The organism is Microbacterium petrolearium, assembly GCF_054782875.1.
Genome location: NZ_BAAGRQ010000021.1, coordinates 1 through 25304, shown reverse-complemented (window position 1 = coordinate 25304; position 25304 = coordinate 1). Strand labels below are relative to the sequence as shown.

Below are 25304 nucleotides of genomic sequence, written 5' to 3'. Positions count from 1 at the left end.
TTCCGAACCCGGAAGCTAAGCCTCTCAGCGCCGATGGTACTGCAGGGGGGACCCTGTGGGAGAGTAGGACACCGCCGGACACCACTTCACCGGAAGGCCGCCCAACGCTGGGCGGCCTTCCGTCGTTCACACGACGATCGAGCCCCTCCCGAGAACGCCTGACGGTGTTCCCGCGAGGGGCTCGAGTCGTCTCGGGGGAGCGTCGCTCCCTAGAATCGGCGGCATGGTCGCCTCCCTCCATCCGCGCAATGTCCTCGTGTCCGAGCAGCTTCGCGCCGCCGGCATCCCGGGCGAGATCGTGATCCTCCCCGACGCCGCCGCGACCGCCGCGCAGGCGGCGGCCGCGCTCGGGGTCGAGGTCGGGGCGATCGCCAACAGCCTGGTGTTCTGGTGCGACGACGCGCCGCTGCTCGTGATGACGAGCGGCGCGCACCGAGTCGACACCGCCGCCCTCGCCGAGCGTCTGGGCCTCGCCGAGATCCGGCGGGCCAAGCCCGACCAGGTGGTCGCCGCGACGGGGCAGGTGATCGGCGGCGTCGCTCCCACCGGGCACCCGGCGCCCATCCGCACGATCGTCGACGAGCACCTGGCGGCCTACCCGCAGCTGTGGGCCGCCGCCGGCACGGCGCACTCCGTCTTCCCGCTCACGTTCGAGGAGCTCGTGCGCCTCACCGGCGGCACGATCGCGAAGGTCGACTGAGGCGATCAGCCCAGCAGGGCGTGCGCGACCGTGAAGATGGCCACTCCGGCCAGCGCGCCCACGACCGTGCCGTTGAGCCGGATGTACTGCAGGTCGCGGCCGACCATGAGCTCGATCTTCTCGCTCGTCTCCTCGGCGTCCCAGCGCTCCACGGTGTCGGTGATCAGCGACGCGATGTCGTGGCGGTAGCGGTCGACGAGGAACACCGCGGCGTCGGTGATCCATCCGTCCACCCTCGCCTGCAGCGCCGGGTCGGTCTCGAGTCGCTGCCCGACGTCGACCAGCGCATCGCGCACCCGCTCGCGCAACGGGCTCGCCGGGTCCTCGAGCGAGCGCACGAGGCCCGCCTTGGCCGTGCCCCACGCGGCGCCGGCGAGCTCGCGCACCCGCGGGCTGTCGAACACCGACTCCTTCGCCTCGGCCAGCTTTCGTCGGGTCGCGTCGTCGTGCTGCAGGCTCTGCGCCAGCCGGCCGAGGTAAGCGCTCACGGCACGCCGTGCCGGGTGATGCGGATCGGCGCGTACGGCGTCGACGAACGCCACCGCCTCGCGGTAGACGGTGTCGTCGACGAACCGGTGCGCGAGCGACGGCACCCACGAGGGCAGCCGCCCGGAGACGAGCCCGTCGAAGATCGCGCGGTTGCCCGCGAGCCAGCCGGCGACGCTCTCGGCGGCCAGGTCCACGGCCGCGCGGTGCGCGTCGGCATCGACCAGCCGCTCCAGCCACGTGCCGAGCGGCGCGCCCCAGTCGGGGTCGATGAAGTGCTCGCGCGCGAGCGACTCGATCACGTCCTGCACGTCGTCGTCGCTCAGCGCCGAGAGCACGCCCGACGCCATCGCCGCGCCCTCCGACGCGACGCGCTCGGCGTGCGCGGGCTCGGACAGCCACGCGCCGAGGCGGGATGAGATGGGCGTGCCCTCCAGCTTGGCGCGCACCACGGGTGAGGAGAGGAAGTTCGTCTCCACGAACTCACCGAGCGAGCGGCCGATCTCGTCCTTGCGCGTGCGGATGATCGCCGTGTGCGGGATCGGCAGCCCCATCGGCCTGCGGAACAGCGCCGTCACGGCGAACCAGTCGGCCACGGCGCCGACCATGCCGCCCTCGCCGGCGGCGCGCACGTAGGCGAGCGCCGGCACCTCGTCCTGCCACACGAAGCCGACCGCGAAGAGGATCGCGGTGGCCAGCAGCGCCCCGAGCGCAACCGCCTTCATGCGCCGCAGGGCGCGGCGCCGCTCGCGATCGGCCGGGGACAGCAACTCGGTCGGCGTGCGGGTCATGCGGTCATCCTGGCATGCCGAAACGGAGCCGACACCCGGGCGTGCCGAGTACAGTGACCTGCGTGATCGAAGACATCCAGAAGCGCGCGCTGCACCGGACGAGGATCCTGGAGGGCCAGCTGCGCGGCCTCGGCCGGATGATCGAGAACGAGGACTACTGCATGGACATCATCACGCAGTCGCGCGCCATCCAGCGCTCCCTCGAATCGCTCAATCGGCTGCTGCTGGAGAACCACCTGCGCACGCACGTCACCCACATGTTCGAGACGGGGGGCGACAACCGCGAGCAGGCCGTCGAGGAGCTGCTGCGCGCCTTCGACTTCGACGGCCGCTGACGCCGGGCCGCTGGGCCGCGCCCGCGTCAGGACCCGAGCGGCCCGAGCCAGTACGACGCCGCGGTCGCGTGCGCCGACTCCGGATCGGAGGGATGGAAGGCGCCCGCCAGCACGTCGCGGTACAGGCGCGAGAGCTCGTTCGACGCGAAGTACGACGAGCCGCCCGCGACGAGCATCGCCTCGTCGACGATCCGCTTCGCCGCGGCCGTGGCGCGGTGCTTCACGCCCGACAGCAGCGTGAACCAGCGGGCGCCGTGGTCGGCGACCTCGTCGACGTCGCCCGCGAGGGCGGTGATCTGCGGCGGCAGCGCGTCGTAGGCCAGGCCCATTTCGGCCACGCGCCAGCGGATGTCCGGGTCCTGCGCGTACGCGAGTCCTGTCTTCTTCGAGCGGCGCCGGCCGGCCGTCTCGACGGCCAGGTCGAGGGCGCGGCGCGCGATGCCGGTGTACACCGAGGCGAGGAGGAGCTCGAACACGGCGAAGATGCCGAAGACGAGCGGATCGGGGGACGGCCCCGGCGGCACGAGGCGCACGACGCGCTCGGCCGGCGCGACGGCGCCGTGCAGCTCGGTGGTGCGGCTCTGGGTGCCGCGCATGCCGAGGGTGTCCCAGTCGTCGCGCGTGACCACGGCGTCGGAGCGCGGCACGAACGCGAACACGAGCCGCGGGTCGTCGGGATCGGAAGCGTCCAGGCCGTGCAGGCCGAGCTGGGTCCACACCGGCGCGAGCGAGGTGAAGATCTTCGTTCCCGTGAACGCGTAGGCCCCGTCGGGGCGCGGCTCGGCGACGGTGTCGCTGCCGAAGAGCACGAGGTCGTTGCCGGCCTCGCTGATCCCGAACGCGAACACCTCGCCGGCCGCGGCGCCCTCTTGCACGAAGGCGAGGTCGTCGATCCCGCGGTCGCGCAGCACCTTCGCCACGCCCGTCCAGACGAGGTGCATGTTGATCGCGAGCGCCGTGGCGGGCGCGGCCGTCGCGAGCCGCTGCTGCAGCACGGAGGCCTGCGCGAGGCTGAGCCCGGCGCCGCCGCGGTCGGCGGGCACGAGGATCGCGAGGTACCCGGCATCCCGCAGCTCGGCGAGATCGTCGTCGGGGAAGACGTTGTCGGCGTCGACGCGCGTGGCGCGGCCGCGGATGCGCTCGAGCAGCTCGTCGGGCAGGTGGTCGGCGGGCTCGAAGCCCGCGGCGTCCCGGGAAGCGGTCATGCCGCCAGCCTAGAACGGCGCGGGAGGGGCGGGACGGGGCAGCAGGCGTTGGGTCGGCTGCCTCACGGGTGAGCCGATGCCGCTGCGTCACGGCGCAGGACGAATCCGGCGTGGTGCAGGACGCCGTCCACGTACTGCCCGAACGCCCAGAATCCGGTGTCGTCGAGGTACGTGATGCGGTCCCCGTCCAGCCAGAAGCGACCCGTGTACGCGTCGCGGCGCCCGCCACGGGTCTCGCTGTAACGGCCGTCCCGGGTGAGGAACTGCGTCATGCCCCTGCCCGCGTCCGTCCACGCCCCCAGGCGTGGGTCCTCCGCCGCGAGCGCGTCGGTCCCGGCGGCGCGGGTGGGCTCCCCGTCGCGCGCGACGAGCGTGCCGTCAACGACCACCGCGCGCAGCGCGTGCGGGCTCACGACGAGCATGTGCCGGATCTGCTCGGCGCGCACCGCGCCCTCGATCACCGCGAAGGTCGCGGGGTTCCCCGGGACGAGATCGAAGGTGGCGGCGTCCGCGGAGAACGGCGGCGCGAGGACGGTCTCGACGTACAGGGGCACGGTCGCCGCGCCCCGACCGTCGATCACATCGGCGTCGGGGTGCTCGCCGGCGTCGGCGGCGATGACGGCGCCCGCGACGTGAACATCGCCCTGCGCCGTCCGCGTCGCGGTGACGTGGATGAGCGTGTCGATGACGGTGAGTCGGCGCATGCTGTCCTCCAGAGGTGGGTCGAGCTCTGCGGGTCGGTCCGGCTCAGGGTATGCGGAACGAGCCGGTGACCGTCTGGATCATGCCCGTGTCGGGCTGGGGACTGGCGTCGCGCCCGCGCAGGTCGGGGAAGCCGCGCACGCACGCGGCGGCGAGGAGCACGCACAGCACCGCGAAGCCCGTCGCGACCCAGAACGCCGCAGCCGGGCCCACGCCGTCGATCACGAAGCCGGCGATCGCCGATCCGAGTGCGGCGCCGATCAGCTGGCCGGTGTTGAGCCAGCCGTACGCCTCGGCCGTCTCGCTGAACTTGACGCTCGCCGAGACGATCGAGAACGTCAGCGCGAACACCGGCGCGATGCCCATGCCGGCCACGAGCACCGAGAAGCCCAGCCACCAGGCGTTGAGCGAGAAGAGGGTGAGCGCGATGCCGAACGCCATGATGGCGAGGCGGCGGGCGGCCGACCACGGTCCCATGGGCAGGTGCCCGAAGCCGAGCCCGCCGGCGAGGCTGCCGGCCGCGAAGACCGCGAGGATGAGCCCCGACTCCAGCCCGCCCTCGCCGTAGGCCGCGACCACGCCGGTCTCGAGCGACGAGATGGCGGCGAGCATGACGACGCCGACCACCGTCGACAGGATCACGGGCGGCTTGCGCAGCACGCGGCCGAGCGGATGGCGGCTGCGCGGGATGCGCACCCGGCCGACCTCGGGGGAGAAGATGAACCACGCGCCGCCCGCGAGCAGGAACACGATGATGAGCAGCAGCGCGGCGACCGTGCTGATCTGGATCGCGACGAACGTCGTGAGCACGGGCGCGACCACCCAGATGATCTCCTGCAGCGACGCGTCGAGCGAGAACAGCCGCGTCAGGCGCGAGGCGTTGACCATCTTGGGATAGATCGTGCGCACGGCCGGCTGCACGGGCGGGGTCGACAGGCCGATGACGAGGCCGCACGCGATGAGCGCCGCGACGGGCAGCGGCACGAGCGCCAGCAGCAGCAGCGCGACGGCCTGCACGCCCGTGGTGAGCAGCAGCACGGGCCGCATGCCCCACGCGCCCATCCACCGGCTCGTGAGCGGCCCCGCCACGGCCTGGCCGATCGACGTGGCGGCCAGCACGGTGCCGGCCGCGCCGTAGGAGTGCGTGAGGTGCTCGATGTGCAGCAGCACGGCCAGCGACATCATGCCGCCGGGGAAGCGTGCCGTCAGCTGCGCTGCGATGATGCGCGCGACGCCCCGCGTGCGCAGAAGATCCCGGTACCCCGCCACAGGTGTCAACGCTACCCCGCGCGCGCTGTGCGTGCGCCTGCGCGGCCCGCCCTGCGCGACACGCCGCGACACGCCGACGCAGCCTCTCCACAGAAGTTCGGATGTCGGTGGTCCGCCGTATCGTCCGGGCTGTGGAGAGCCGCGGGGACGGGGCGCCGAATGCCCGGCGATCAGGCGATTCCGCGGGCGCTCCGGCCCTCCGAGCTGTGGACGAATCGGTGCACAGACCTGTGGGCAAGCGGTGGAGAGCGGTGGAAAATCACATGGATGTAACTACTACCCCTTGTGGTGCATCTGAATGTCGGTACCCATATGTAGTATTGAGCTCCCGGCGGAGGTTACGCCGGCGCAGCACAGATCTTGAGGGGAACAGCAACATGGCGATCACGGTCTACACCAAGCCGTCCTGCGTCCAGTGCACGGCCACGTACCGCGCTCTGGACTCCAAGGGCATCGAGTACGAGGTCACCGATCTGTCGCAGGACCCGGCTGCTCTCGAGCAGGTCAAGGCCCTCGGCTACATGCAGGCGCCGGTCGTCGTCACCGACGAGGGCCACTGGTCGGGCTTCCGCCCCGACAAGATCGACGAGCTCGCCGCGCGCCTGGCCTGACCGACGCGTCGGCCGAGTCGCCGGCTTCGGCGCCGTCGGGAACAGCCCTTCGAGGCAGCTCAGGAATCCGGGGAGGGATCATGGCAACCGCAACCGCAACCGCAACCGCAACCGCGACCGAGGTGCCGCTCCTCGTCTTCTTCTCGAGCGTGTCGGGCAACACCGCGCGTTTCATCGAGAAGCTCGGGCTGCGGGCCGAGCGCATCCCCCTGCACCGCTCGGACGAGCCGCTGAGCGTCGACGAGCCGTATGTGCTCGTCACGCCGACCTACGGGGGCGGCGACGGCAACGGCGCGGTGCCCAAGCAGGTCATCCGATTCCTGAACGACGAACACAATCGACGCGGGATCCGCGGGGTCATCTCCGCGGGCAACACCAACTTCGGCGACGGCTTCTGCCTCGCCGGTGACATCATCAGCCGCAAGTGCGACGTGCCCCACTTGTATCGGCTCGAACTGTTCGGCACGCCCGAAGACGTGGATCGCGTCAGCGAAGGATTGGAACGATGGTGGAAGCTGCAGTGACCTCAGACGTGGACTTCAAGCACGACGTCAGGTTCGAGGGGATGGACTACCACGCCCTCAACGCGATGCTGAACCTGTACGACGAGAACGGGAAGATCCAGTTCGACGCCGACAAGCGCGCCGCGCGGGAGTACTTCCTGCAGCACGTCAACCAGAACACGGTGTTCTTCCACTCGCTCAAGGAGCGTCTCGACTACCTCGTCGAGAAGGAGTACTACGAGGGCGCCGTCATCGAGAAGTACCCGTTCGAGTTCATCCAGAAGCTCAACGACTTCACCTACGCGCAGAAGTTCCGCTTCGAGACGTTCCTGGGCGCGTTCAAGTACTACACGAGCTACACGCTCAAGACGTTCGACGGCAAGCGCTACCTCGAGCGCTTCGAGGACCGCGTGGTCATGACCGCGCTCGCGCTCGCCGACGGCGACCAGGACCTGGCCATGAAGCTCGCGGCCGAGATCATCTCGGGCCGCTTCCAGCCCGCGACCCCCACGTTCCTCAACGCCGGCAAGGCGCAGCGCGGCGAGCTCGTCAGCTGCTTCCTGCTGCGCATCGAGGACAACATGGAGTCGATCGCGCGCGGCATCAACTCGGCGCTGCAGCTGTCCAAGCGCGGCGGCGGCGTGGCCCTGCTGCTGTCGAACATCCGCGAGGCCGGCGCCCCGATCAAGCAGATCGAAAACCAGTCCAGCGGCATCATCCCCGTCATGAAGCTGCTCGAGGACTCGTTCAGCTACGCGAACCAGCTCGGCGCGCGCCAGGGCGCGGGCGCCGTGTACCTCTCGGCGCACCACCCCGACATCATGCGCTTCCTCGACACCAAGCGCGAGAACGCCGACGAGAAGATCCGCATCAAGACGCTGTCGCTCGGCGTCGTGATCCCGGACATCACGTTCGAGCTCGCCAAGAACGACGAGGACATGTACCTGTTCTCGCCGTACGACGTCGAGCGCGTCTACGGCGTGCCGTTCGGCGACATCTCGGTCACCGAGAAGTACCGCGAGATGGTGGACGACCCGCGCATCAAGAAGACGAAGATCAACGCGCGCAAGTTCTTCCAGACCCTCGCCGAGATCCAGTTCGAGTCGGGCTACCCGTACATCATGTTCGAGGACACGGTGAACAAGGCCAACCCGATCAAGGGCCGCATCAACATGTCCAACCTCTGCAGCGAGATCCTGCAGGTGAACACGCCGACCACGCTGAACGAGGACCTCTCGTACGACCAGATCGGCAAGGACATCTCGTGCAACCTCGGGTCGCTGAACATCGCGCTCGCGATGGACTCGCCCGACTTCGGCCAGACCGTCGAGACGGCCATCCGCGCCCTCACCGCGGTCAGCGACCAGAGCCACATCCGCTCGGTCCGCTCGATCGAGGACGGCAACGACCGCTCGCACGCCATCGGCCTCGGCCAGATGAACCTGCACGGCTACCTCGCCCGCGAGCGCGTGTTCTACGGCTCGGAGGAGGGCATCGACTTCACGAACATCTACTTCTACACGGTGCTGTTCCACGCGCTGCGCGCGTCGAACAACCTCGCGAAGGAGCGCGGCGTGACGTTCGAGGGCTTCGAGGACTCGACCTACGCCTCGGGTGAGTTCTTCGACAAGTACATCGAGCAGGTCTGGGAGCCGAAGACCGCCAAGGTCAAGGAGATGTTCGGCGGCCACCACATCCCCACGCAGGACGACTGGCGCGCGCTGAAGGCCTCGATCCAGCAGCACGGCATCTACAACCAGAACCTGCAGGCCGTGCCGCCGACGGGCTCGATCTCGTACATCAACAACTCGACGGCGTCGATCCACCCGATCACGTCGAAGATCGAGATCCGCAAGGAAGGCAAGCTCGGCCGCGTCTACTACCCGGCGCCGTTCATGACGAACGACAACCTGGAGTACTACGAGGACGCGTACGAGATCGGCTACGAGAAGGTCATCGACACGTACGCCGCCGCCACCCAGCACGTCGACCAGGGCCTGTCGCTCACGCTGTTCTTCAAGGACACCGCGACCACGCGCGACATCAACAAGGCCCAGATCTACGCCTGGCGCAAGGGCATCAAGACGATCTACTACATCCGCCTGCGTCAGATGGCGCTGGAGGGCACCGAGGTCGAGGGCTGCGTCAGCTGCACGCTCTGAGCGGCCGACCGGTTCTTCTGAGAGAGAAAGTGTGATGACTGAAGCAGTCAAGCTCCTGGACCACGTCCAGGCGATCAACTGGAACCGCATCCAGGACGACAAGGACGTGGAGGTGTGGAACCGCCTCACGGGCAACTTCTGGCTGCCCGAGAAGATCCCCCTCTCCAACGACATCCAGTCGTGGAACACGCTCACGCCCGAGGAGCAGCAGCTCACGATGCGCGTGTTCACGGGCCTCACGCTGCTCGACACGATCCAGGGCACCGTGGGCGCCGTGTCGCTGATCCCCGACGCCCTCACCCCGCACGAGGAGGCCGTCTACACGAACATCGCGTTCATGGAGTCGGTGCACGCCAAGAGCTACTCGTCGATCTTCTCGACGCTGTGCTCGACGCAGGAGATCGACGAGGCGTTCCGCTGGTCGGTCGAGAACCCCAACCTGCAGCGCAAGGCGCAGATCGTCATGGAGTACTACCGGGGCGACGAGCCGCTCAAGCGCAAGGTCGCCTCGACCCTGCTCGAGAGCTTCCTGTTCTACTCGGGTTTCTACCTGCCGATGCACTGGTCTTCGCGGGCGAAGCTCACGAACACGGCCGACCTGATCCGCCTCATCATCCGCGACGAGGCCGTGCACGGCTACTACATCGGCTACAAGTTCCAGAAGGGTCTCGAGCAGGTCGACCAGGCCAAGCGCGACGAGATCAAGGACTACACGTTCTCGCTGATGTACGAGCTCTACGACAACGAGGTGCAGTACACGCAGGACCTCTACGACCAGGTCGGCCTGACCGAGGACGTCAAGAAGTTCCTGCACTACAACGCCAACAAGGCGCTCATGAACCTGGGCTACGAGGCGATGTTCCCCTCGAGCGTCACGGCCGTGAACCCGGCGATCCTCTCGGCCCTGTCGCCGAACGCCGACGAGAACCACGACTTCTTCAGCGGGTCGGGCTCGTCGTACGTCATCGGCAAGCACGAGCAGACCGAGGACGAGGACTGGGACTTCTAGAGTCCACGTTCTAGACAGACTCTGACAAGAGTCGACCGGGAGGCCCGGATCTGCAGGTTTCTGCAGATCCGGGCCTCTTTTCGTGCCTCCTTCCGAAGAACACAGGAGGACGGATATGAACGTCAGCAGTCGTTGGGTATGGCACGCGGGCGGCACGCCCGCACCTTCCAGGAGAGAGCGGGGTGGTCCGCCGACCGAAATTCGGTCCCGGCGTGCCACCGATCTCGTGCCACAGCGTGCCATAGGGCGCCTCGCAACCCGCGAGAAAACCCTGATAGGAAGCCACTTTTGGGAGGTCATGACCTCTAGTGGCACGCAGTGGCACGACGGTTCGCGTGAGTCCGCTCGAGACCAGCGGAGGACACGATGAGCGCCACCAAAACCCGGGAACCAGCAGCAGTCAGGCGCGAGAGCTGGGGGAGCCTTCGCAAGCTCCCCTCCGGCCGATGGCAGGCTCGCTACCCCGCGCCCGACGGCGAGATGTACACCGCCCGGACAGAGGACGACAAGCCGCTGACGTTCATGACGAAGACCGACGCCCGCGCGTGGCTCGCCGGCGTTCACACGACGATTGCCCGCCAGCAGTGGGAGCCGCCCTCGGTGATCGCCGCTCGACGCCGTGCCACAGCGGAGGCAGAGAAAGCCCGGTCCATCGGCTTCTCCGAGTACGCGGAACGCTGGGTGGCGTTCATCCGCGCGGAGCCGAACCGCAGTGGCAGGAAGCGTGCCATCGCGACCGTCCGCTCTTACAAGAGCAAGGTCGACGGGTATCTCGTCCCGGAGTTCGAAGACACCCCGATACGTCAGATCGACGAGGCACGCATCCGGCAGATGACCGATCGTCTCGACGCGATTCCCTCGCCGCTGAATCCGAAGTCGAAGTTCAACGGCATCACGCGACCGGTGCTGATCGTCCTCATGATGATCCTCCGCCAGGCAGCCCGAGAAGGAGTTATCCCCGCTGCGCCGAACATCTCGATCCCGAAGCAGGAGCCGGTGCGGCACGACGCCGACCACGACGAGGACGACGACGTCGCGAGCCCCGAACAGGTCGAGGCCTTGTACGAGGCAACACCGGGGCACTGGGCGATCATGGTGCTCTTCGCGGCGTGGTGCCAGCTGCGCCGTGGGGAATGCCTGGGCTTGCAGCGCAGGGACATCGAGTGGCACGACGACGGCACCGCGACCTTGCATGTGCGTCGGCAACTGAACGCGAACACCGGCGACTACTCGGAGAGGCTCAAGAGCGACGCCGGCAGACGGACTCTCAGCATCCCGAAGCTCATGATCGACCGCCTCAAGGATCACCTGCGGGACAACGTCGCGGCCGAGGCCAAGGCGCCGCTGATCCCCACGAACATCCGTGGCAGCGTCCCGCTGTCGAACACCCGATGGGGATACGTGTGGGCAGATGCTCGAGACGGTGTCGCTGACCTCCGGCCGCGATTCCGGTTCCATGACCTGCGTCACACCGGGCTGACGATCTTCGCCCAGGAGGGCGCGACTCTCGCAGAGCTGATGCGCCGTGGCGGCCACGCCGACATCCGTGTCGTCCTCCGCTACCAGCACGCCACGATGGCCCGCGATCGTGAGCTCGCGGACCGTATGAGCGATCGCGTCCAGGAGCGGATCAACGCGGCCAGGAACGTATGAGAGTCGCCGTGGGACAGCCATGGACACCTATCAGGAGAAAGAGCTCATCAACAAGGGAGGCACCACCATGGCCGTTCACGATCGTTCACAGTCCCCAGCGCTCAAGCTGATCTCACTGGCCGTCGCCGCCGACACCTACGGAGTGTCGATCAAGACGCTGCGCCGCCGGATCTCGGATGGCACCGTGCACGGCTACCGGGTCGGCCGGCTGATCCGCGTCGACCCGGACGAACTGCGAGAGAAGCTACTCATCGAGATCCCTTCAGCGAAATAAACGCAAGACCAAGAGTGGGGCGGGCCCGAAGAGGCCCGCCCCACTTGTTGCGGTTCACCGTCAGCTCAGACCGGCAACGGCTCGTCGCGCAGGAATGCAGCTTCCGCTTCCGCGCGGCGGGTGACGTCTTCGACGACGAAGTCCACGAAGTCCTCGTCGCGGTCTGTGATGGGAGTCTCCTCGCCTGCCGGGATGGGGTCTTCGCCGGGCCAGACGGTTTGCCGGGAGGGGCGGTCACGGTCGAGGCGTGTGCCGGCGATCTGCACCCATTCGCGTAGCCGGGTCCGGGCAGCGGCGAAGTCGGTCATGAATGAGATGGGGCCGGCGGCATCTTGTTCGGGGTCGTAGCAGCCCAGCCATCGGGTGTAGAGCGCGGACAACTCCCACACGAGTTCACGGTGGCGGTGCCACATCGGTGGCACGACCTGTGCGGGAAGCGCGAACTCGTGCCGCAGCCAGTTGACCCAGTCGTTGAGATCGAGCCATTCGTGCTCAGCGTCGTCCGAGGACAGGGTGCGCCAGTTGATCGGGCGAGGCACGGGCGGGAGATCATTGCTCCCGCCCGTGCCCGCCCGGCTGCCCTCCCGTCTCTCGCCCTCGTCGAGCTCGTCACCCTCGTCTTCGTCGAGCTCCTCGATGTCTGGTTCGTCAGACTCGGGCTCGAAGTCCACGTCCGGGTCGCCCGGTTCGGGGTTCTGGGTCGGGTCATTATCGGCCACGTCACTGTCCTCCGGCGGGGGTTATCGAGCAACGGCTTCCATCGCGGGCGCTTCAGCCTCCCGCGTCGTCGTGGGGGTGGGCGAGCCGAGCTGGGCTGCTCGGTCAGGCTCCTCACGCTCGGCCTCGCGTGTGACGTCACGGTCGGCTTCGCGCTCGGCCTGGCGTTCGGCAGCAAGCCGGCGGTCGATCGTGAAGTCGGTGATGTTCGGGTCGGGGGCGATGCGCTTGGCGACGAACTGCTCGTCGGTTCGCTCTTCGCCGTTGACGTCGCGCGTGTACTCGCGGGTGTAGCCCTGCGCGACGATGTCATCGCCCTTGACGTAACGGTCCGCGGACATCTCGGCGGACTTCCCGAACTGGATCAGGTCGTGGTAGGTCGGGTCGAGCTTGCGGAAGGACCCGTCCTGCTGGGGCTCGTAGTGGTTGATGCCGACGCGGGCGTAGAAGCGCGCCTGCCCGGATTCGGAGAAGGTGAGACGGGGATCGGCGGAGATGAAGCCGTTGATCGCCTGCGAGGTCTTGATAGTCATGAGAACTGAGGTCCTTCCTGATAACAATGAGCTGTCTGGTGCCCCCGCGGTTGAGCGGACGGCACCAGACAGGTGCGCGGGTCAGACCCCAGACGACGGGCAGAACCGGTTTCAGGACGTGCGCAGGAGCGCCTCGATCTCCTCCCGGTCCGTCTTCAGCTGCGCGGCGTCCTTGCGGGCAGGCCAGGCGCGCAGGTCCGTGATGATGGGGCGGGCGGTGCGGAGCATCACGACCCCGATCCCGAACGGCAGCGTGCGGATCACGTCCGGAGGCATGATCGCCACCCGGCGGATCGAGCGTTGCGCGGAGCGGTGTCCTTGCTCCCCGATGGTGACGGAATCGGTGATCTCGTCCCTTTCCCCGATCAGCGCCGACAGGTCCTGCAAGTCCCGCGAGTTCGATGCACCGCCGAGGATGACTTTCACGATCGATGCGTCCCACAGCGCGTTGGCATTGTTCTCGCCCCACTTCTCCCGCGCCTGCGCGAGGGACTGCAGCACCGGCAGGGTGGTGATCCCCGTGCCACCGCCTTCGGCCATCAGCGTCGGCAGCGACGGCAGCGGGGCGAGGTTGCCGATCTCGTCGAGGGCGAGGAGCATCGGCGGGTCCAGCCGGGTGCATGGTGAGGTGGCGGCGATCTTCCGGGCAGTCTCCACGAGGTCTTCGATGAACGCGGCCACCAGCGCCGAGGACGCCCCCGCCCCCGCGCCGGTGGCGAGCAGGTAGAGGGTCCCGCGGTCCCGGATGAACGTCTCCGGATCGAACCGGTCCCGCGGCCCCGGCGTCACCGCAGCCAGCACCCGCGGGTCGGCGAACGCACTGAACGCGAGCGAGACACCCTGCCAGATCGAATCGCGCGTCTTGGGGTCCGATTGCAGCATCGCATCTAGAGAGTCCGCCCAGCCGGGCGCCGCGTGCGGGTTGGACTGCAGGACGCGCACCGCATCCGCGGCGGCGGCCGGGTTCAGCGCCCACTGGTACAAGGTGGCGGCGTCCCTCCCGTCCAGCGCTGCGGCGTGGAGGAGCCCTTGGATCGCGGCAGCGGTCTTCCCCTGCCAGAAGTCACCGCCGGACACGGACCCGAAGTTCGTGGCCGTGGCGAGCCCGGTGGCGCGGATCATCGCTGTCAGCGGGTCCTCGCAACCGCGGACCGGTGACCACTTCATGCCCGCGGGGAGTCCTTCAGCGAGATGCTGCGGATCGAACACCGCGACCGGCCCGACACGCTGTCGGGCCTTCAGCGTCGCGGTGAGGTTGTCGGGCCGAGTGGAGGTCGTGATGACGGCACCGGGGGCGTCGAGAATCGCGTTGATCACGACGTGCAACCCTTTGCCCGACCGGGGCGGCCCGATCAGCAACATGGAGTCCTCCACGGTCGCCCACACCTCCTGCCCTTTCGACCGACCGAGGAGATAGCCGACATCCGCGGGGGCCGGGTCCTCCAGCGAGGGCCGGAACGTGCCTGCCCGTTTCGTAAGCGCCTTCGTCCCTGCGGCCTTGGCGACATCGCGCGCAGTGGCGATGCCTTGGAGCAAGCGCGGGTCCTGCGCACGCGTCTCCTTCCCGCGCGCGATAACCCGCCACACCCACCACGCGATAACCCCGAGGATCACGACTGCGATGGCGAGCACCAGCCAGTACACGACCGAGCTCAGGCCCGGCGCGCCGATCGCCTCTCCCGGGGCCGCCGGGGCGAGCAACACACCGAGCCCCGTGGAGGGCCCGCCAGTGGGTTGCGGGAGGCCGGTCAGGAACGCGGCGGCACTTCCGGCGGCGCGGAGTAGCCCGGCCAGGACGGCGAAACCCGCCAGGGCCGCAAGGCCCAGGTTCGCGAGCACCTGGGAGGGCTGATGCGGGTTCATCCCAGGTCCCCGACGACGTGAGCGGTGCCGGAGATACGGCCGAACAGCAGCACCTCGCCGCCCGTTACGAGCTCGCGTTCTTCGATGAGGTGCCGCACATGCCCGTGCCCGTCGGCAGAGGAATGCCGGATGACGACAGCGAGGGCGACGTCCTCCCCGGGCACGTATCCGTCTCCGGTCGCCTCATACAGCACCGGCATCTCGCCCCTACGCGCTGATGCTTCGGTCTCCGGTGCGGCGGCGGGTGCGGCTATCGGTGCGGGCGGGGTGAGGACGTCGGTGTAGGTGGTGCCGTCGTGTTCGATGATCTCCACCCGAAGCGGTACTTTCCTGCGGCGCAGGACCTCTTCGATCAGCCCACCGAGGGCGTGCCTGCCGATCGGTTCCCCGGTGACGCGTGCGCCGTCGAGAGTGACGCTGATCTGATCGTTCGCGTCTACCCGGACGACGAGGTGTGGGAGTACGATCGGCACCACGAGATCCCCACCGGTTTCGCCCGTCGTTGCACGGTTGCGGCGGGCGCGGCGTGAGGGTGCAAGTTCGCTCATTTTTGCCGCCCGATCATCCGCGTGGTCGTATCGAACGTGGACAGCTCGTCCGGGTGCAGCTGGTGCTGCACGACGAAGGATCGTTCCTTGATCCGCCAGAGTCCCTGCCCGGTGCCCAGGCCCGGGAGAAGGGACTGTTCGGTGCCAGTGAGGCCGAGCGTGGTCGCGGTGGTGCCGAGCTGGTCGGCTTCCTGCCGGTAGATGATCCGCGTCTCTGCGTTTGCCAGCAGCGACGAGGCGAGGGCGCGCATTGCGGACCCGCTGTCGCCGACGTTGTCGAGGTCGGTCAGCTTGTGGAAGATCAACATGTTCGCGATTCCGTAATGCCTCCGCCAACCTCCACTGCGCGTCCATCCGCTTGAGCAGAGCGGGATGCGACATGAGACGCCACGCTTCGTCGTAAACCACCCACCGCTGCCCGCCTTCGGGGTCCAGAAGTGCCGATTCCATCCACGCCGACGAGCACGTCATCAGTACCGAGATGAGGGTGGAGTTCTCCGCCACCCGGGACAGATCCAGCGAAATCATCGGCAGGGACGGGTCGAACACGACCGTAGAGGGACCGTCGAACAGCCCCTGCAGATCTCCGGCGACCAGGCGCCTCAGTGCGTGACCGACGAGCCGTCCGTCTTCGGCGAGCCGCTGGTCGACGTCACCAGCACGGTCCGGGGCCAGGATGCGGTCGACGACCATCGGGAGGATCGGGACGTCGTTGCTGGCGACGACCGCGGAGAGGGCGACATCGATCGACGTGTGCTCAAGCGGTGACAACGACCGCTCGAGGACGGTCTCGGCCAGCGCCCCGATGAGTTCCCGGCGGCGGGAGGCGACCTGCGTAGTCCATTCGATATCCGTCACACCTGACGGGCGGTGACCTTCGTCGAGCGGGTTCAGCCGGTTTCTCAGACCATGACCGAGGACGATCGCCTTGCCTCCGACGGCTTGGGCGACTGGCGTATGCTCACCTTTCGGGTCTCCGGGGACGTAGACGCGACGCCCAAACGGAATCGACCGCGTGTACAGCGACTTCGCCAGCGACGACTTCCCCGAGCCGACGATGCCGGCCAGAACGATGTTCGGCGCGGTGATGACACCGCGCTTGTACAGCTCCCACGGGTCGTACACGAACGACCCGCCGGAGTACATGTCCTGTCCGACGAAGACACCTTCGGGCCCGAGGCCACCTTCAGCGAGGAACGGGTACGCCCCAGCAAGAGCGGCGCTGGTGTCCTGATGGGACGGCAAGCGCAGTCCCCGATGGGTGCGCAACGCCGCGTGCCCGGGCTCACCCGAGGCAGGCAGATAGGTCGTGGCGCGGCGCTCGGCCTGTTCGGCATCGCGTCGCGCACGGGCTTCGACTTTGCGGGCAGCGATGTCCTTCGCGTGCACTGCGGCGGCGGCCTTGCGCCGGGCTCGGCGCTGCTTGCGGTGCTCGGACTCCGGCCCGATCAGCACCGTCGAGTACACGCGACGTTTCGGGGTGCTCACAGCACGACTCCTTCCTGCGCCCACCCGGGCGGGCGGACGCAGGAAGGAGGTGCGGGACCGGCGCCCCAGGAGTCAGACGGTGCGCGCCAGGGGCAGCGCAGCCGCGGTGAACGCTTGGGCTTGCTGGCCGACGAGCCGCCGCGTTTCGCAGGACGCTTGGATGGCGGCCTGCTCGATCTTCGACACCGCCGCTTCCAGCTCGTCCGGGGTCGGGGCGCTGACGGAGATCAGCCCGGTGTATCGGAGGATGCCGTGCCCGCTGGTGAGGTCGGCTTCCTGCTGCAGCACGTCCTGGTACTCGGCGGTCTGCTGGGCGTCCTCGACCTGCCCGATCTTCTGGCGTTGTGCGGCGTCGGAGATGTACTCGACCTTCTTCTTCCGGATGTCGCGGGCGGCCTGGTCAGACCGGATCGGCGTGCACAGCAGTGAAAACGATCGCCGCACCCCGGAGGCGAGGAGCACCGGGGACAGGAACCCCGGATACACCAACGATCGCGGCCACTCGCTCACCCACAGCACCCCATGGTGCGCGCTGTCCGAGCGCAGCCCCTCCCACGTCTCCTCCACGGCCACGGGACCTGCGGTGGCGAGGTCCTGTCCGAGGTTCCCCGAGCGCTCCAGCGTCGCCGCGATCGCAGGATCGTAGGCGGAGCGCAGGATCACCGCGAGCTGCCCTGGGGTGAGCCAATCCGTAGCCTTCAGGTCCGCGGAATGCAACGCCGCGGTGAGAGTGTTCATCTCCTGCCGCAGCACCGCCGCGGCGCCCTTCATCCCGCCGCCAGCGGTACGGATCGGGCGGGCGGCGGTCTTCATATCCAGAGCGACGGAGATCGTCGTCGCGTGCCGTTCACCGGCCGGGCCTGCGCGATTGATCAGCTCCGCGTAGGTGCGCGACGTCCATGACTCGTCCCCGGGGTTGCCGTGCTCAGCCCACCACTGCGCAAGACCCGTCCCGGAATCCGGGAGGGTGCGTTCGAGGATCTGGAGTCGGGCGATGCGTCCGGAGCGGCAGCAGGTCGCCAGCACGCGACCCCACCCGGAGACCCGGCGTTCCTGCTCGCCCGGGTCCAGCAGCACGAACGCAGGGTGGGTGACCTCGAGCAGCGCGGTCAGTGTCGCCGCGTGGGGATTGTGCACCATGACGGCCCCCGTGACGGGGTCTTCGTATTGACGCAGCGATGCCATGTCGCCTGGGAGGGCGAGGGTGCCGGCTGGACGGGGCTTGACGACCCGCATCCGGTAGATCGTCTGCGTCACGCTGACCCGCCACAGCCAATGCGCCCCGACCGGCAGCCACTCGACCGCCTTCCGGCCCGCGATCGGGACCCAGGTGATCGCCAGGCAGGTCACCCAGATCGGAGCCGTGTAGGCGAGGATCATCCCGCCGCCGGCGTACAGCGACCCGATGAACGCCAGCCCGGCAATCGCGAGCGCGATCACCTGGGACAGCGACAGGCCCAGGATCAGTCCCCGCCTGGTGAGACGGGAGAACTTCACCGGTGTGAGCGGGTAGTCGTCTTTCGTGCTCTGGTGTTTCGTCACGGGTCAGTCCTTCCCCTCGGGCGCCGTATTCGGCGGCGGCGGGTCCTTCGGTGGCGGCGCCGACGACGGACCAGACGATGCGGGCGGCGGGCTCGATGGCGGTGCCTGCGGCGCCGATGGATCCGAGGGCGGTGCCGCGTTCCCGGAAGGCGGCGGGGCGCTGTCCTGGCCAGCGGCAGCTGCCTGGGTCTCTGCGGCACCGCCGATCGCGCCGCCGAGTTTCGGGCCCGCCGTGGCGGCTTCCTTGACGGCCGCCGCCGCGATGACTGCGACCGCCGCGGGTCCGGCCGCTACCGCACCTCCTGCAGCAGCCCCGCCACCTGCAGCAGCACCGCCACCACCGGCGGCACCACCAGCTGCGCCGCCACTAGCCGCAGCACCGCCTCCGGCTCCGCCGGTACCAGCAGCAGTCGCCCCGCTCCCGCCGTCCGTGGGCGGGGGTGGCGTACCACCGCCCCCACCACTGTTGCCGGGCGGTGGCCCGTCGCCTTGACCTTTCCCGTCGAGGACTTTCTGCGGGCCGTCGCCGGCGGGCTTGGACGGAGTGGGCACGGGCCGGTTCATGGACTGCTTGGCCTCTTGCTCAGCGCTCATCGCGTGGTACATGTCGAATCCGATGAAGGAGATGAACTTGTAGACCATGTAGGGCGCGAAGGCGGCGACGAACATGAGCACGATCCCCGCGATGGGGTCGGCGATGGATGCCAGGTCGAAGTCGATCGGCTGGGACACCTGGGTGATCGCGACGAGGAACACGACGACGAGGACGAGCTTGGACAGGATCAGGGCGATCACGAACGACACCCATTTGCCGAACCAGCCGCGGGTGACGTCCCAGCTCGCGCCGCTGATCGCGATCGGCCCGAGCACGATCGCGACGAGCAGCAGTGCCTTGCGGATCAGGAGCGAGAACCACACGATCGCCGCGGCGGTGATCGCGAGCCCGGCGAAGAAGATGGTGATGATCGCGCCGACGCCGGGCGCGGTGAAGTTGATCGCGGTGAGTCCCGCGGCGAGCAGGGCGATCTTGTCGCCCATCGCTTCCATCGAGTTCCCGGTGGCTTGGATGATGCCGATGGTCAGCTGGTCGGTGATCTCCAGCAGCGTCGCGGTGAGCGTGATGATGAGGAATGACCCGAGCACGCTCTTGCCGAGTCCGAGCGCCGCCCGGGAAAGGGCGGTGGGGTCTCGGCGGATGAGGCCGGTGATCAGTTGCAGGCAGAAGAAGACGAGCATGATCAGTACGGCGACGCCGAAGAGGATGTTGTAGACGCCGACGTATTCCGGGGACTGGACGTCGACGAGGGTGGTGGTGTCGAAGACGTACCAGACGCCTTCGAACAGCCAGGCGGCGGCTTGTCCCATTGCTTGGGCGAGCCAGTCGAACGGGGCCGCGACGAGTGTTGCGGCCCCTTCTCCGACGGCGTCGCAGACGTTCGAGATGACCGGGACGTCGCACAGTGCCATGACGGGCCTCCTTCCGGGTCGGGGCGGGGCGGTGGTGGAGGGGGCCGTTCAGACCGCCTGGCCGACATTCCAGAAGAAGTTGATGAGGGTGACGCTCGCGCCGCAGATGATCGCGGCTCCGCAGGAGACGAGGACGCCGATCTTTCCCCGCCCGGCCAGATGCGGGTTGCTGCTGTTCGCGCCGAAGCCCCAGATGATCGCCGAGATGATCAATGCCAGGACGCTGAGGATCAGGCCGATCGTCATCACGGCGCCGACGATGGTGCGCAGCTGGGCGATGCCGGGCAGCCCGGAACTGTTGGGGTCGATGTCGACCTCCATCGGGGCCAGGGCGGCTACGTGGGGCAAGACGGTGGTGGTGAGATCGAGAACGGCGGACACGGGTGCTCCTTCATGAACCAGGCGGATGCCCGACCGGCATCGGCCGGGTATCGCACAGGTGCGCACACCGGACCCCGCACGGCAGAAAGCGGGGCGGTGGAGCCTCGTCTCCTCCACCGCCCCGCCCCTGAGTTATCGCCTCTCGACCCGGGTTAGAGCTGCTCGCCGATCGTGATGAGCCAGTTCATCCACGCCACCCCGGCTCCGGCAAGGGCGGCAGCACCGAGCGCCGTCCACACGCCGATGCGGGCTTTCGTGGCGACCTGGTGGTGGCCGTTCGCGGAGCCAGTCGCCCACATGATCGCGCACACGATCAGCATGAGGACGGCGAGGATCAACACGACGGTCAGCAGCGCACCGATGATGCTCTCGAGCTCGTTCGATCCGCCCACGGCTCCGAAATCGGGGAATACACTCCCGGACAGCAGGAGCTTGGTCGCGACGTGGGGATGCGGCATGAGTGCTCACCCGTCTTTCACGGAGATGTGGATGTGGTCGAAGTGGCCGCCGGTGACGTCGCCGGGGTCGTGCATGCCGCCGCCGGGATAGGGCCGCCACCCCTCATCTGCCTGCGCGGGCGACCAGATCGTGCCTTGCCAGATGAGGTAGGAGATCCCGAGGGACTCGGCGTTGGCTTGAAGCCATTCGGTGACCTGCCACCCGTAGACGACCTGCTCGCTGGCTGGGTAGTGGCCGATCTGATTGCCGACGGTGACATCGCACGCGCGCCCGAGAGGATGATCCGACTGTGCCCCTCGTCGTGGCGAGTAGCACGCCCACCCGGTGTCGGCGAACGCGTTGCGGGTCTGGACGACCATATGCGCGGTGCGGGCGGTGATCTGCCCGCTGGTACCGGTCGGGTCATCGACCATCTGGGTGCCGTCGCCGGTGAACTCTGCCGCCGGCGTAGCAGTGCCGGCGGCTGCGCAGCCGGGGCCGGGGGTGCTGGTGCCGTCCGGTTCGGCGGCGCCGTGGTCCATAAGCCACTGGTCGGCGTCGATCGATTCGGTGCCGGTGGAGCCGGGGCGGATCTCGAAGTGCAGGTGCGCGCCGGTGGAGCGGCCCGAGGAGCCGACGTCGCCGATGTGAGTGCCGGCGGTGACGGTCTGTCCTTCTTGGACGTGGATGCCGTGTTCCCACATATGCGCGTACACGGAGCGGACGGCTTCGCCTTGCACGGTGTGTTCGATGATGATGAGGCCGCCGTAGCCGCCGTTGAACTCGGCCCACACGACCCGCCCGTCGGCGGCCGCGTAGATCGGGGTGCCGTCGGCGGCGGCGTAGTCGGTGCCGGCGTGGTAGGTGGTCTCCCCGGTGAATGGGTCGGACCGATATCCCCAGTCGCTGGTCTTCGTCCACGTCCCCTCGGGCAGCGGGAACATTATGCGGGTGGTCTCCGGCACCGACTCCGTGCCGCCGCCGGTGCCGGAAGGGGCCGGCACGGTGAGGGCATCGAGGATCGCTTCGGCGACGGGCTGGTAGTTCTGATACCGCTCCGGGAACGCGCTGACCTCGACCGCCTGGGCGACCTCGTCCATGTCCATGCTCTGCCAGCCGGGAATGTCGAGCAGCCCCCGTGGCGAGGAGAAGTTCGGCCCGGACGGACCGCCGTAGAACGCTCTGGCCTGGTAGGTGGTGTCCATCAGCTCGGCGACGGTTCCCCACCCGGTCTGCGGGCGCATCTGGAACAAGCCGAGCGAGTCGTGGTCGGACCCGTTGCCGTCGTTGGGGTAGTTCCCCGACTCCGGGTAGGTGCCGGTGTTCGCCAGTTGCCGCAGCGTCGATTCGGTCAGCGCCGCCATGAGGGCGATCGTGGCCCCGCGGGCATCGACGCCGTCGGTCTGCCCGCCGACGGTGATGATCGTGGCGGCGTGAGTGAGTTGCTTCTTGTTCAGCGTGAATGTCTCCCCGTCCCGCGTGGTCACTTCCAGCGCGTCCGGGATCGGCCCCACAGTCATCGACGACCCGGGACCGCAGGTCGCGTTCGCGGCGGGATTCATCAGCACCCCGACCCCGACGAGCGCGGTCGCCGGTCCCACGCACAGGACGAGGACCGCCAGCGCGGCGAGGATCTTCTTCAGCACGACGGCGTCCCGATCAGCGCAGCGGGTTGTCGAGCTCGGACAGGCGCAGCGTGTGGCACGACTCGAACGCGGGCTCGCACGCGAGGAACACGGTGAACGACACCGGGTGTTCACTGGACACTTCCTGCCCGGAGACCGTGCCGGTGCGATACCGGGTGGCGTCGACGGTGACCGCGATCATTCCGTCCACGATCGTGCCCGACCGGTCCTGCGCGACTGCGTCAGCCCAGGCGTCGGGCACGACCGCAGTCTCGACGGTGAGGTGCTGGGTAGTGGCGTGCCCGGTGAGCTGCCGCCAGGCGTCGGACGCCGGGAAGTAGCCGGCGATGTCGGAGGCAAGACCGGGAGTCTCGGTTCCGGTGGGATCGGCGTCGGAGAGCACGACCTGCCCGTAGTCGGCAGGCCCGAGCCCGGATGCCGTGTCCCAGGTGAACAGCGCTACGGCGACGGCGCGTGCGTACCGGATCGGGTCGTTCGTCCGCGGCAGCGGCGTCAGGTCAGATGGTCCGGAGGGCGACGAGGCCGGTGGCCGCTGCTCTGAGGTCGTCGGGGCCAGGGCAGGCGTGTTCTCGTGCGGGCGGGCGATCAGTCCGTATACGCCCAGACCCACCAGGACGAGGAGGATGACCGTTCCGGAGATACCGGCGATCAACAGGGCGCGGCCCCGCTTGCGCGGGGCCGCATCGGCGACATCGGTCGACATAGCAGGGGACGTCCTTTCACAGCAGAACCATCAACGGTGTGTGCCATGCAGGTGCGGGCGTCTGACCCCACCCGGCTGGTCACCTCACGGCGCCAGGCCCGTCCCGGTGGTGGTGCGGCGTGCATCGGCGGCGGTGTCGAGGAACGCGGTCGCCTGGTCACGGTGGCTGGTGATCGCCTCCCACTGCTCGTCGGTGGCGTACTGGCCGATGAGGGCGGCGTCGTTGATCTCCCACCACCCCTCGGCTTTCTCGAAGATGTCGACCAGCCGGCGGGCGTGGTAGCGTCCCCGGACCCCGTCCGCGGACATCCCCTCATCCTCCGTACCCGACTCGCCGTCCTCCACGGTTGCCGCAGTGGAAGTTGGCGTGAGGGCGAGCTTGCGGACACGGGCGATGGCGGCCACGACCGCCCGGGATCGTTCCACCGGCCGGTCGATCTGCCGCACCGCGCGGAGCTCGTCGTCGGCGGCTTCCCGCACGGCGGCGGTCGCGGACTCGTTCACCGCGGTCTTCTCCAGCCAGCACACCCCGCGCAAGGCGAGGACCTCGTGGTAGCGGCTATGGACCTTCGCGTCGCCGTTGATCTCCACGACCGCTTCGGCGGCTGCTCGCCGGACTCGTTCGTCTTCGTCCTCGTTGGTTGCCAGCCGTTCCAGCGCGAGGACCTGCTCGAGCTGTTGGGAGGAGTCCCGGCCGGTCACCGCGGTCGCGGCCTGCACCCGGGACTTCCGTTTCGACGGTGGTTGTGAATCCCAACTGCCGCTGCTGCTGCCCTGATAGGTCGCGACGATCATCGCTTCCCTCTCATCCGGGTCGGTGTCGTCGCTCTCACCGTCATCCGAGCCCGGGAGGGCGGCGCCGAAGCGGGTCGCGGCCTGACGGCGGGCGTTCTCCTCGGTGAGGAGCGTCTTGTACTCCGCGTACAGGGCTGCCTTCTCCGTGGTGGTGAAGTGTTTGTGGAGAAGGTTGTCGTCCTGAATCGCCAACAGCGTACGCAGCTTGTCGGACACCTCAGACGCGATCCACACCGGGACGGTCGTGTGCCCGAGCTGCCGCATCACTTCCAGGCGGCGCCTGCCGGAGATGAGGACCCCGTCGGAGGTAATCACGATCGGGCACAGCAATCCGAGGGTTCGGATCGACGCGGTCAGGTCGGCCAGGTCACCCAGCTCACGCCGGAAGGAACGGCCCAGGACGATGTCGTCGATCGGGAACTGCGCCACCGGCTGCCCATCCGCGGGCACCCTGGCGTTCATGCGGCCCTCCCTCTCGTGAACTTGCGGGAGATGGCGGCGAGCTGGTCATCCGCGAGGAGGTCCTCGGTGCGGTCCCCGAGCAGCAGCCGCGCGAAGATCCCCAGCCGTGCGGGGTCGGCTCCGGTGGCTTCTTTCTTTGACCGCGGCCCGAGTAGCAAACGCAGCAGCCCGTTCCAGTCGCGGGCGGAGAACCCGAGCCGTTGCCGCATCGCGTCGTCTTTGCGGAGCACGTCGATCCCGGACTGGGTGCTCGCCAGAGTCGTGAGACGATGGCAGATGTATTCCACCGCGGTCTCAATGGTGCGAGAATGCCAGCCCGTGGTCACCAGGAACACCGACGCGGACCGCACCACCCTCTCCACAGCCACGGTCGGTGAGGCCGGCGGGGTCGCAGCGGCGAGCACATGGTAGAAGAACGTCTCGTAGTGGCCGGCCCGCATCGGGTACTCGTCGGGACGCTGATCAGGCCTGCGTGCCTTGTCTGTTGAGGTGAGGAGACGTTCGGCATGCACCTCGGCGGCGATGCCAAGCTCCACCGCGCGAGTGATCGCCGCCCACGGGTCCGCGGCACGGCGGATCGCCGGCGTCCGCATCGCCATGAACGCCTCATACGCAGCATCGGCGGGGTCACGGTGCCAGGACCGTGCCAGCGGAAGGTACTTCTCCTGCGCATACAGCATCAACGCGCGGGCGGCGGGGTGCGTGCGCCAGAGCCGCTCGGCGGTGAGCTGCTCCAGCAGGACACGGAGCCCTTCGCCGGTGGTGAAGTCGGGAAGTGGTTCAGATGAAGGCTCTCTCATGAGGTCAACTCCTTAGGACGAGGTGACCAATAGGTGTGTGACCGCGACCCCAAACCCTCTTCGCGGCACGGAACCGATCCTTTGCACTCGGGCGACGGGGTCAAGTCCCTGGTGGTGGTGTAGCGCTCGGTCCTTCGTGTTGATGGTTCAGGCGCTGAGTTCGAGGTTGGTGTCGGTCACCTCCTCGGGGCTGTTGTCAGCGACGAGGGTGAGCCTGCTTT

Annotated in this window: 24 protein-coding genes, 1 rRNA gene and 1 pseudogene; 9 read left to right on the top strand and 17 right to left on the bottom strand. The window is 68.4% G+C overall.

Annotated elements, in window-relative coordinates; genetic code table 11:
* Together rrf and ACYVJ0_RS12665 are read left to right on the top strand one after the other, a co-directional pair.
* Positions 1–80 (top strand): 5S ribosomal RNA (gene rrf / locus ACYVJ0_RS12670); the annotation flags it as partial.
* Between the two features lie 143 nt (positions 81–223).
* The gene (locus ACYVJ0_RS12665) at positions 224–700 is read left to right on the top strand and encodes a YbaK/EbsC family protein (protein WP_460818173.1); all 477 of its coding nucleotides are present in this window, start codon (positions 224–226) and stop codon (positions 698–700) included.
* A 5-nt stretch (positions 701–705) separates the two neighbouring features.
* Here the strand turns inward: ACYVJ0_RS12665 and ACYVJ0_RS12660 are convergent, their stop codons facing one another.
* Positions 706–1977: a DUF445 domain-containing protein gene (locus ACYVJ0_RS12660; RefSeq protein ID WP_460818171.1), complete on the bottom strand. Its 1272-nt coding sequence runs from the start codon at positions 1975–1977 to the stop codon at positions 706–708.
* Between the two features lie 62 nt (positions 1978–2039).
* Here ACYVJ0_RS12660 and ACYVJ0_RS12655 point away from each other — a divergent pair, with 62 nt between their 5' ends.
* Positions 2040–2312, top strand: coding sequence for a metal-sensitive transcriptional regulator (locus ACYVJ0_RS12655; protein WP_261165083.1), 273 nt, complete (start codon positions 2040–2042; stop codon positions 2310–2312).
* A gap of 26 nt (positions 2313–2338) precedes the next feature.
* On the opposite strand, the gene ACYVJ0_RS12650 is transcribed toward ACYVJ0_RS12655, so the two are convergent.
* The 3 genes from ACYVJ0_RS12650 to ACYVJ0_RS12640 form a co-directional block, all read right to left on the bottom strand.
* The gene (locus tag ACYVJ0_RS12650) at positions 2339–3517 is read right to left on the bottom strand and encodes an acyl-CoA dehydrogenase family protein (protein ID WP_460818169.1); all 1179 of its coding nucleotides are present in this window, start codon (positions 3515–3517) and stop codon (positions 2339–2341) included.
* Positions 3518–3579: 62 nt separating this feature from the next.
* Positions 3580–4221: an Atu4866 domain-containing protein gene (locus tag ACYVJ0_RS12645; protein ID WP_460818168.1), complete on the bottom strand. Its 642-nt coding sequence runs from the start codon at positions 4219–4221 to the stop codon at positions 3580–3582.
* 43 nt (positions 4222–4264) lie between these two features.
* The gene (locus ACYVJ0_RS12640) at positions 4265–5488 is read right to left on the bottom strand and encodes an MFS transporter (RefSeq protein WP_460818166.1); all 1224 of its coding nucleotides are present in this window, start codon (positions 5486–5488) and stop codon (positions 4265–4267) included.
* Between the two features lie 377 nt (positions 5489–5865).
* Here ACYVJ0_RS12640 and nrdH point away from each other — a divergent pair, with 377 nt between their 5' ends.
* The 6 genes from nrdH to ACYVJ0_RS12610 all read left to right on the top strand — a co-directional run bounded on the left by nrdH (position 5866) and on the right by ACYVJ0_RS12610 (position 11700).
* Positions 5866–6099 carry a glutaredoxin-like protein NrdH gene (nrdH, locus tag ACYVJ0_RS12635; RefSeq protein WP_449854808.1) on the top strand — a complete coding sequence of 78 codons (234 nt, stop codon included), beginning with the start codon at positions 5866–5868 and terminating at the stop codon, positions 6097–6099.
* An 80-nt stretch (positions 6100–6179) separates the two neighbouring features.
* A complete protein-coding gene (gene nrdI, locus ACYVJ0_RS12630; protein WP_460818165.1) occupies positions 6180–6623 on the top strand; it encodes a class Ib ribonucleoside-diphosphate reductase assembly flavoprotein NrdI in 444 nt (147 codons plus the stop codon).
* Positions 6605–8764: a class 1b ribonucleoside-diphosphate reductase subunit alpha gene (gene nrdE / locus ACYVJ0_RS12625; RefSeq protein ID WP_460818163.1), complete on the top strand. Its 2160-nt coding sequence runs from the start codon at positions 6605–6607 to the stop codon at positions 8762–8764. Before nrdI ends, nrdE begins: the two co-directional genes overlap by 19 nt.
* Positions 8765–8798: 34 nt before the next feature.
* Entirely contained in the window at positions 8799–9773 is a 975-nt protein-coding gene (gene nrdF, locus ACYVJ0_RS12620) for a class 1b ribonucleoside-diphosphate reductase subunit beta (protein WP_460818161.1), read from the top strand.
* 366 nt (positions 9774–10139) lie between these two features.
* A complete protein-coding gene (locus tag ACYVJ0_RS12615; RefSeq protein ID WP_124896137.1) occupies positions 10140–11426 on the top strand; it encodes a tyrosine-type recombinase/integrase in 1287 nt (428 codons plus the stop codon).
* 19 nt (positions 11427–11445) lie between these two features.
* Positions 11446–11700, top strand: coding sequence for a helix-turn-helix domain-containing protein (locus ACYVJ0_RS12610; protein WP_241160466.1), 255 nt, complete (start codon positions 11446–11448; stop codon positions 11698–11700).
* 65 nt (positions 11701–11765) lie between these two features.
* Here ACYVJ0_RS12610 and ACYVJ0_RS12605 read toward each other — a convergent pair whose 3' ends face one another.
* The 13 genes and pseudogenes from ACYVJ0_RS12605 to ACYVJ0_RS12545 form a co-directional block, all read right to left on the bottom strand.
* Entirely contained in the window at positions 11766–12419 is a 654-nt protein-coding gene (locus ACYVJ0_RS12605) for a hypothetical protein (RefSeq protein WP_124896136.1), read from the bottom strand.
* A 21-nt stretch (positions 12420–12440) separates the two neighbouring features.
* Positions 12441–12950: a single-stranded DNA-binding protein gene (locus ACYVJ0_RS12600; RefSeq protein ID WP_124896135.1), complete on the bottom strand. Its 510-nt coding sequence runs from the start codon at positions 12948–12950 to the stop codon at positions 12441–12443.
* A 111-nt stretch (positions 12951–13061) separates the two neighbouring features.
* On the bottom strand, positions 13062–14813 hold the full coding sequence (locus tag ACYVJ0_RS12595) for a type IV secretory system conjugative DNA transfer family protein (protein ID WP_460818158.1): 1752 nt from the start codon (positions 14811–14813) through the stop codon (positions 13062–13064).
* Complete coding sequence (locus tag ACYVJ0_RS12590; RefSeq protein ID WP_460818156.1) at positions 14810–15361, bottom strand: hypothetical protein; 552 nt, start codon at positions 15359–15361, stop codon at positions 14810–14812. Before ACYVJ0_RS12590 ends, ACYVJ0_RS12595 begins: the two co-directional genes overlap by 4 nt.
* Positions 15358–16849: pseudogene (locus tag ACYVJ0_RS12585) on the bottom strand (ATP-binding protein). The gene ACYVJ0_RS12590 and the pseudogene ACYVJ0_RS12585 overlap by 4 nt, the downstream one beginning before the upstream one ends.
* 72 nt (positions 16850–16921) lie before the next feature.
* Positions 16922–18391 carry an SCO6880 family protein gene (locus tag ACYVJ0_RS12580; protein WP_460818154.1) on the bottom strand — a complete coding sequence of 490 codons (1470 nt, stop codon included), beginning with the start codon at positions 18389–18391 and terminating at the stop codon, positions 16922–16924.
* Positions 18392–18394: 3 nt separating this feature from the next.
* Positions 18395–19858, bottom strand: coding sequence for a type IV secretion system protein (locus ACYVJ0_RS12575; RefSeq protein ID WP_124896130.1), 1464 nt, complete (start codon positions 19856–19858; stop codon positions 18395–18397).
* Between the two features lie 48 nt (positions 19859–19906).
* Positions 19907–20179: a DUF6112 family protein gene (locus tag ACYVJ0_RS12570; protein WP_074041176.1), complete on the bottom strand. Its 273-nt coding sequence runs from the start codon at positions 20177–20179 to the stop codon at positions 19907–19909.
* Positions 20180–20391: 212 nt separating this feature from the next.
* Positions 20392–20697 (bottom strand): DUF6112 family protein, encoded by a 306-nt coding sequence (locus ACYVJ0_RS12565; RefSeq protein ID WP_124896129.1) that lies wholly within the window; start codon positions 20695–20697, stop codon positions 20392–20394.
* A 6-nt stretch (positions 20698–20703) separates the two neighbouring features.
* Positions 20704–22323, bottom strand: a complete 1620-nt coding sequence (locus ACYVJ0_RS12560; protein WP_460818153.1) for a M23 family metallopeptidase — start codon at positions 22321–22323, stop codon at positions 20704–20706.
* Between the two features lie 13 nt (positions 22324–22336).
* The gene (locus tag ACYVJ0_RS12555; RefSeq protein ID WP_124896128.1) at positions 22337–23026 is read right to left on the bottom strand and encodes a hypothetical protein; all 690 of its coding nucleotides are present in this window, start codon (positions 23024–23026) and stop codon (positions 22337–22339) included.
* 84 nt (positions 23027–23110) lie between these two features.
* Positions 23111–24283 (bottom strand): ParB N-terminal domain-containing protein, encoded by a 1173-nt coding sequence (locus tag ACYVJ0_RS12550; RefSeq protein ID WP_124896127.1) that lies wholly within the window; start codon positions 24281–24283, stop codon positions 23111–23113.
* Entirely contained in the window at positions 24280–25083 is an 804-nt protein-coding gene (locus ACYVJ0_RS12545) for a hypothetical protein (RefSeq protein WP_460818151.1), read from the bottom strand. Before ACYVJ0_RS12545 ends, ACYVJ0_RS12550 begins: the two co-directional genes overlap by 4 nt.
* Positions 25084–25304 lie beyond the last annotated feature (221 nt).

What these genes read in the sequence shown, in the direction of transcription:
- nrdH (WP_449854808.1), top strand. Translation starts at nt 5,866, where the DNA reads ATGGCGATCACGGTCTACACCAAGCCGTCCTGCGTCCAGTGCACGGCC.
- ACYVJ0_RS12570 (WP_074041176.1), bottom strand. Translation starts at nt 20,179, where the DNA reads ATGGAGGTCGACATCGACCCCAACAGTTCCGGGCTGCCCGGCATCGCC.
- ACYVJ0_RS12665 (WP_460818173.1), top strand. Translation starts at nt 224, where the DNA reads ATGGTCGCCTCCCTCCATCCGCGCAATGTCCTCGTGTCCGAGCAGCTT.
- ACYVJ0_RS12545 (WP_460818151.1), bottom strand. Translation starts at nt 25,083, where the DNA reads ATGAGAGAGCCTTCATCTGAACCACTTCCCGACTTCACCACCGGCGAA.
- ACYVJ0_RS12650 (WP_460818169.1), bottom strand. Translation starts at nt 3,517, where the DNA reads ATGACCGCTTCCCGGGACGCCGCGGGCTTCGAGCCCGCCGACCACCTG.
- nrdE (WP_460818163.1), top strand. Translation starts at nt 6,605, where the DNA reads ATGGTGGAAGCTGCAGTGACCTCAGACGTGGACTTCAAGCACGACGTC.
- ACYVJ0_RS12660 (WP_460818171.1), bottom strand. Translation starts at nt 1,977, where the DNA reads ATGACCCGCACGCCGACCGAGTTGCTGTCCCCGGCCGATCGCGAGCGG.
- ACYVJ0_RS12565 (WP_124896129.1), bottom strand. Translation starts at nt 20,697, where the DNA reads ATGCCGCATCCCCACGTCGCGACCAAGCTCCTGCTGTCCGGGAGTGTA.
- ACYVJ0_RS12645 (WP_460818168.1), bottom strand. Translation starts at nt 4,221, where the DNA reads ATGCGCCGACTCACCGTCATCGACACGCTCATCCACGTCACCGCGACG.
- ACYVJ0_RS12615 (WP_124896137.1), top strand. Translation starts at nt 10,140, where the DNA reads ATGAGCGCCACCAAAACCCGGGAACCAGCAGCAGTCAGGCGCGAGAGC.
- ACYVJ0_RS12550 (WP_124896127.1), bottom strand. Translation starts at nt 24,283, where the DNA reads ATGAACGCCAGGGTGCCCGCGGATGGGCAGCCGGTGGCGCAGTTCCCG.
- ACYVJ0_RS12555 (WP_124896128.1), bottom strand. Translation starts at nt 23,026, where the DNA reads ATGTCGACCGATGTCGCCGATGCGGCCCCGCGCAAGCGGGGCCGCGCC.
- ACYVJ0_RS12610 (WP_241160466.1), top strand. Translation starts at nt 11,446, where the DNA reads ATGGACACCTATCAGGAGAAAGAGCTCATCAACAAGGGAGGCACCACC.
- ACYVJ0_RS12590 (WP_460818156.1), bottom strand. Translation starts at nt 15,361, where the DNA reads ATGAGCGAACTTGCACCCTCACGCCGCGCCCGCCGCAACCGTGCAACG.
- ACYVJ0_RS12595 (WP_460818158.1), bottom strand. Translation starts at nt 14,813, where the DNA reads ATGAACCCGCATCAGCCCTCCCAGGTGCTCGCGAACCTGGGCCTTGCG.
- ACYVJ0_RS12575 (WP_124896130.1), bottom strand. Translation starts at nt 19,858, where the DNA reads ATGGCACTGTGCGACGTCCCGGTCATCTCGAACGTCTGCGACGCCGTC.
- ACYVJ0_RS12600 (WP_124896135.1), bottom strand. Translation starts at nt 12,950, where the DNA reads ATGACTATCAAGACCTCGCAGGCGATCAACGGCTTCATCTCCGCCGAT.
- nrdI (WP_460818165.1), top strand. Translation starts at nt 6,180, where the DNA reads ATGGCAACCGCAACCGCAACCGCAACCGCAACCGCGACCGAGGTGCCG.
- nrdF (WP_460818161.1), top strand. Translation starts at nt 8,799, where the DNA reads ATGACTGAAGCAGTCAAGCTCCTGGACCACGTCCAGGCGATCAACTGG.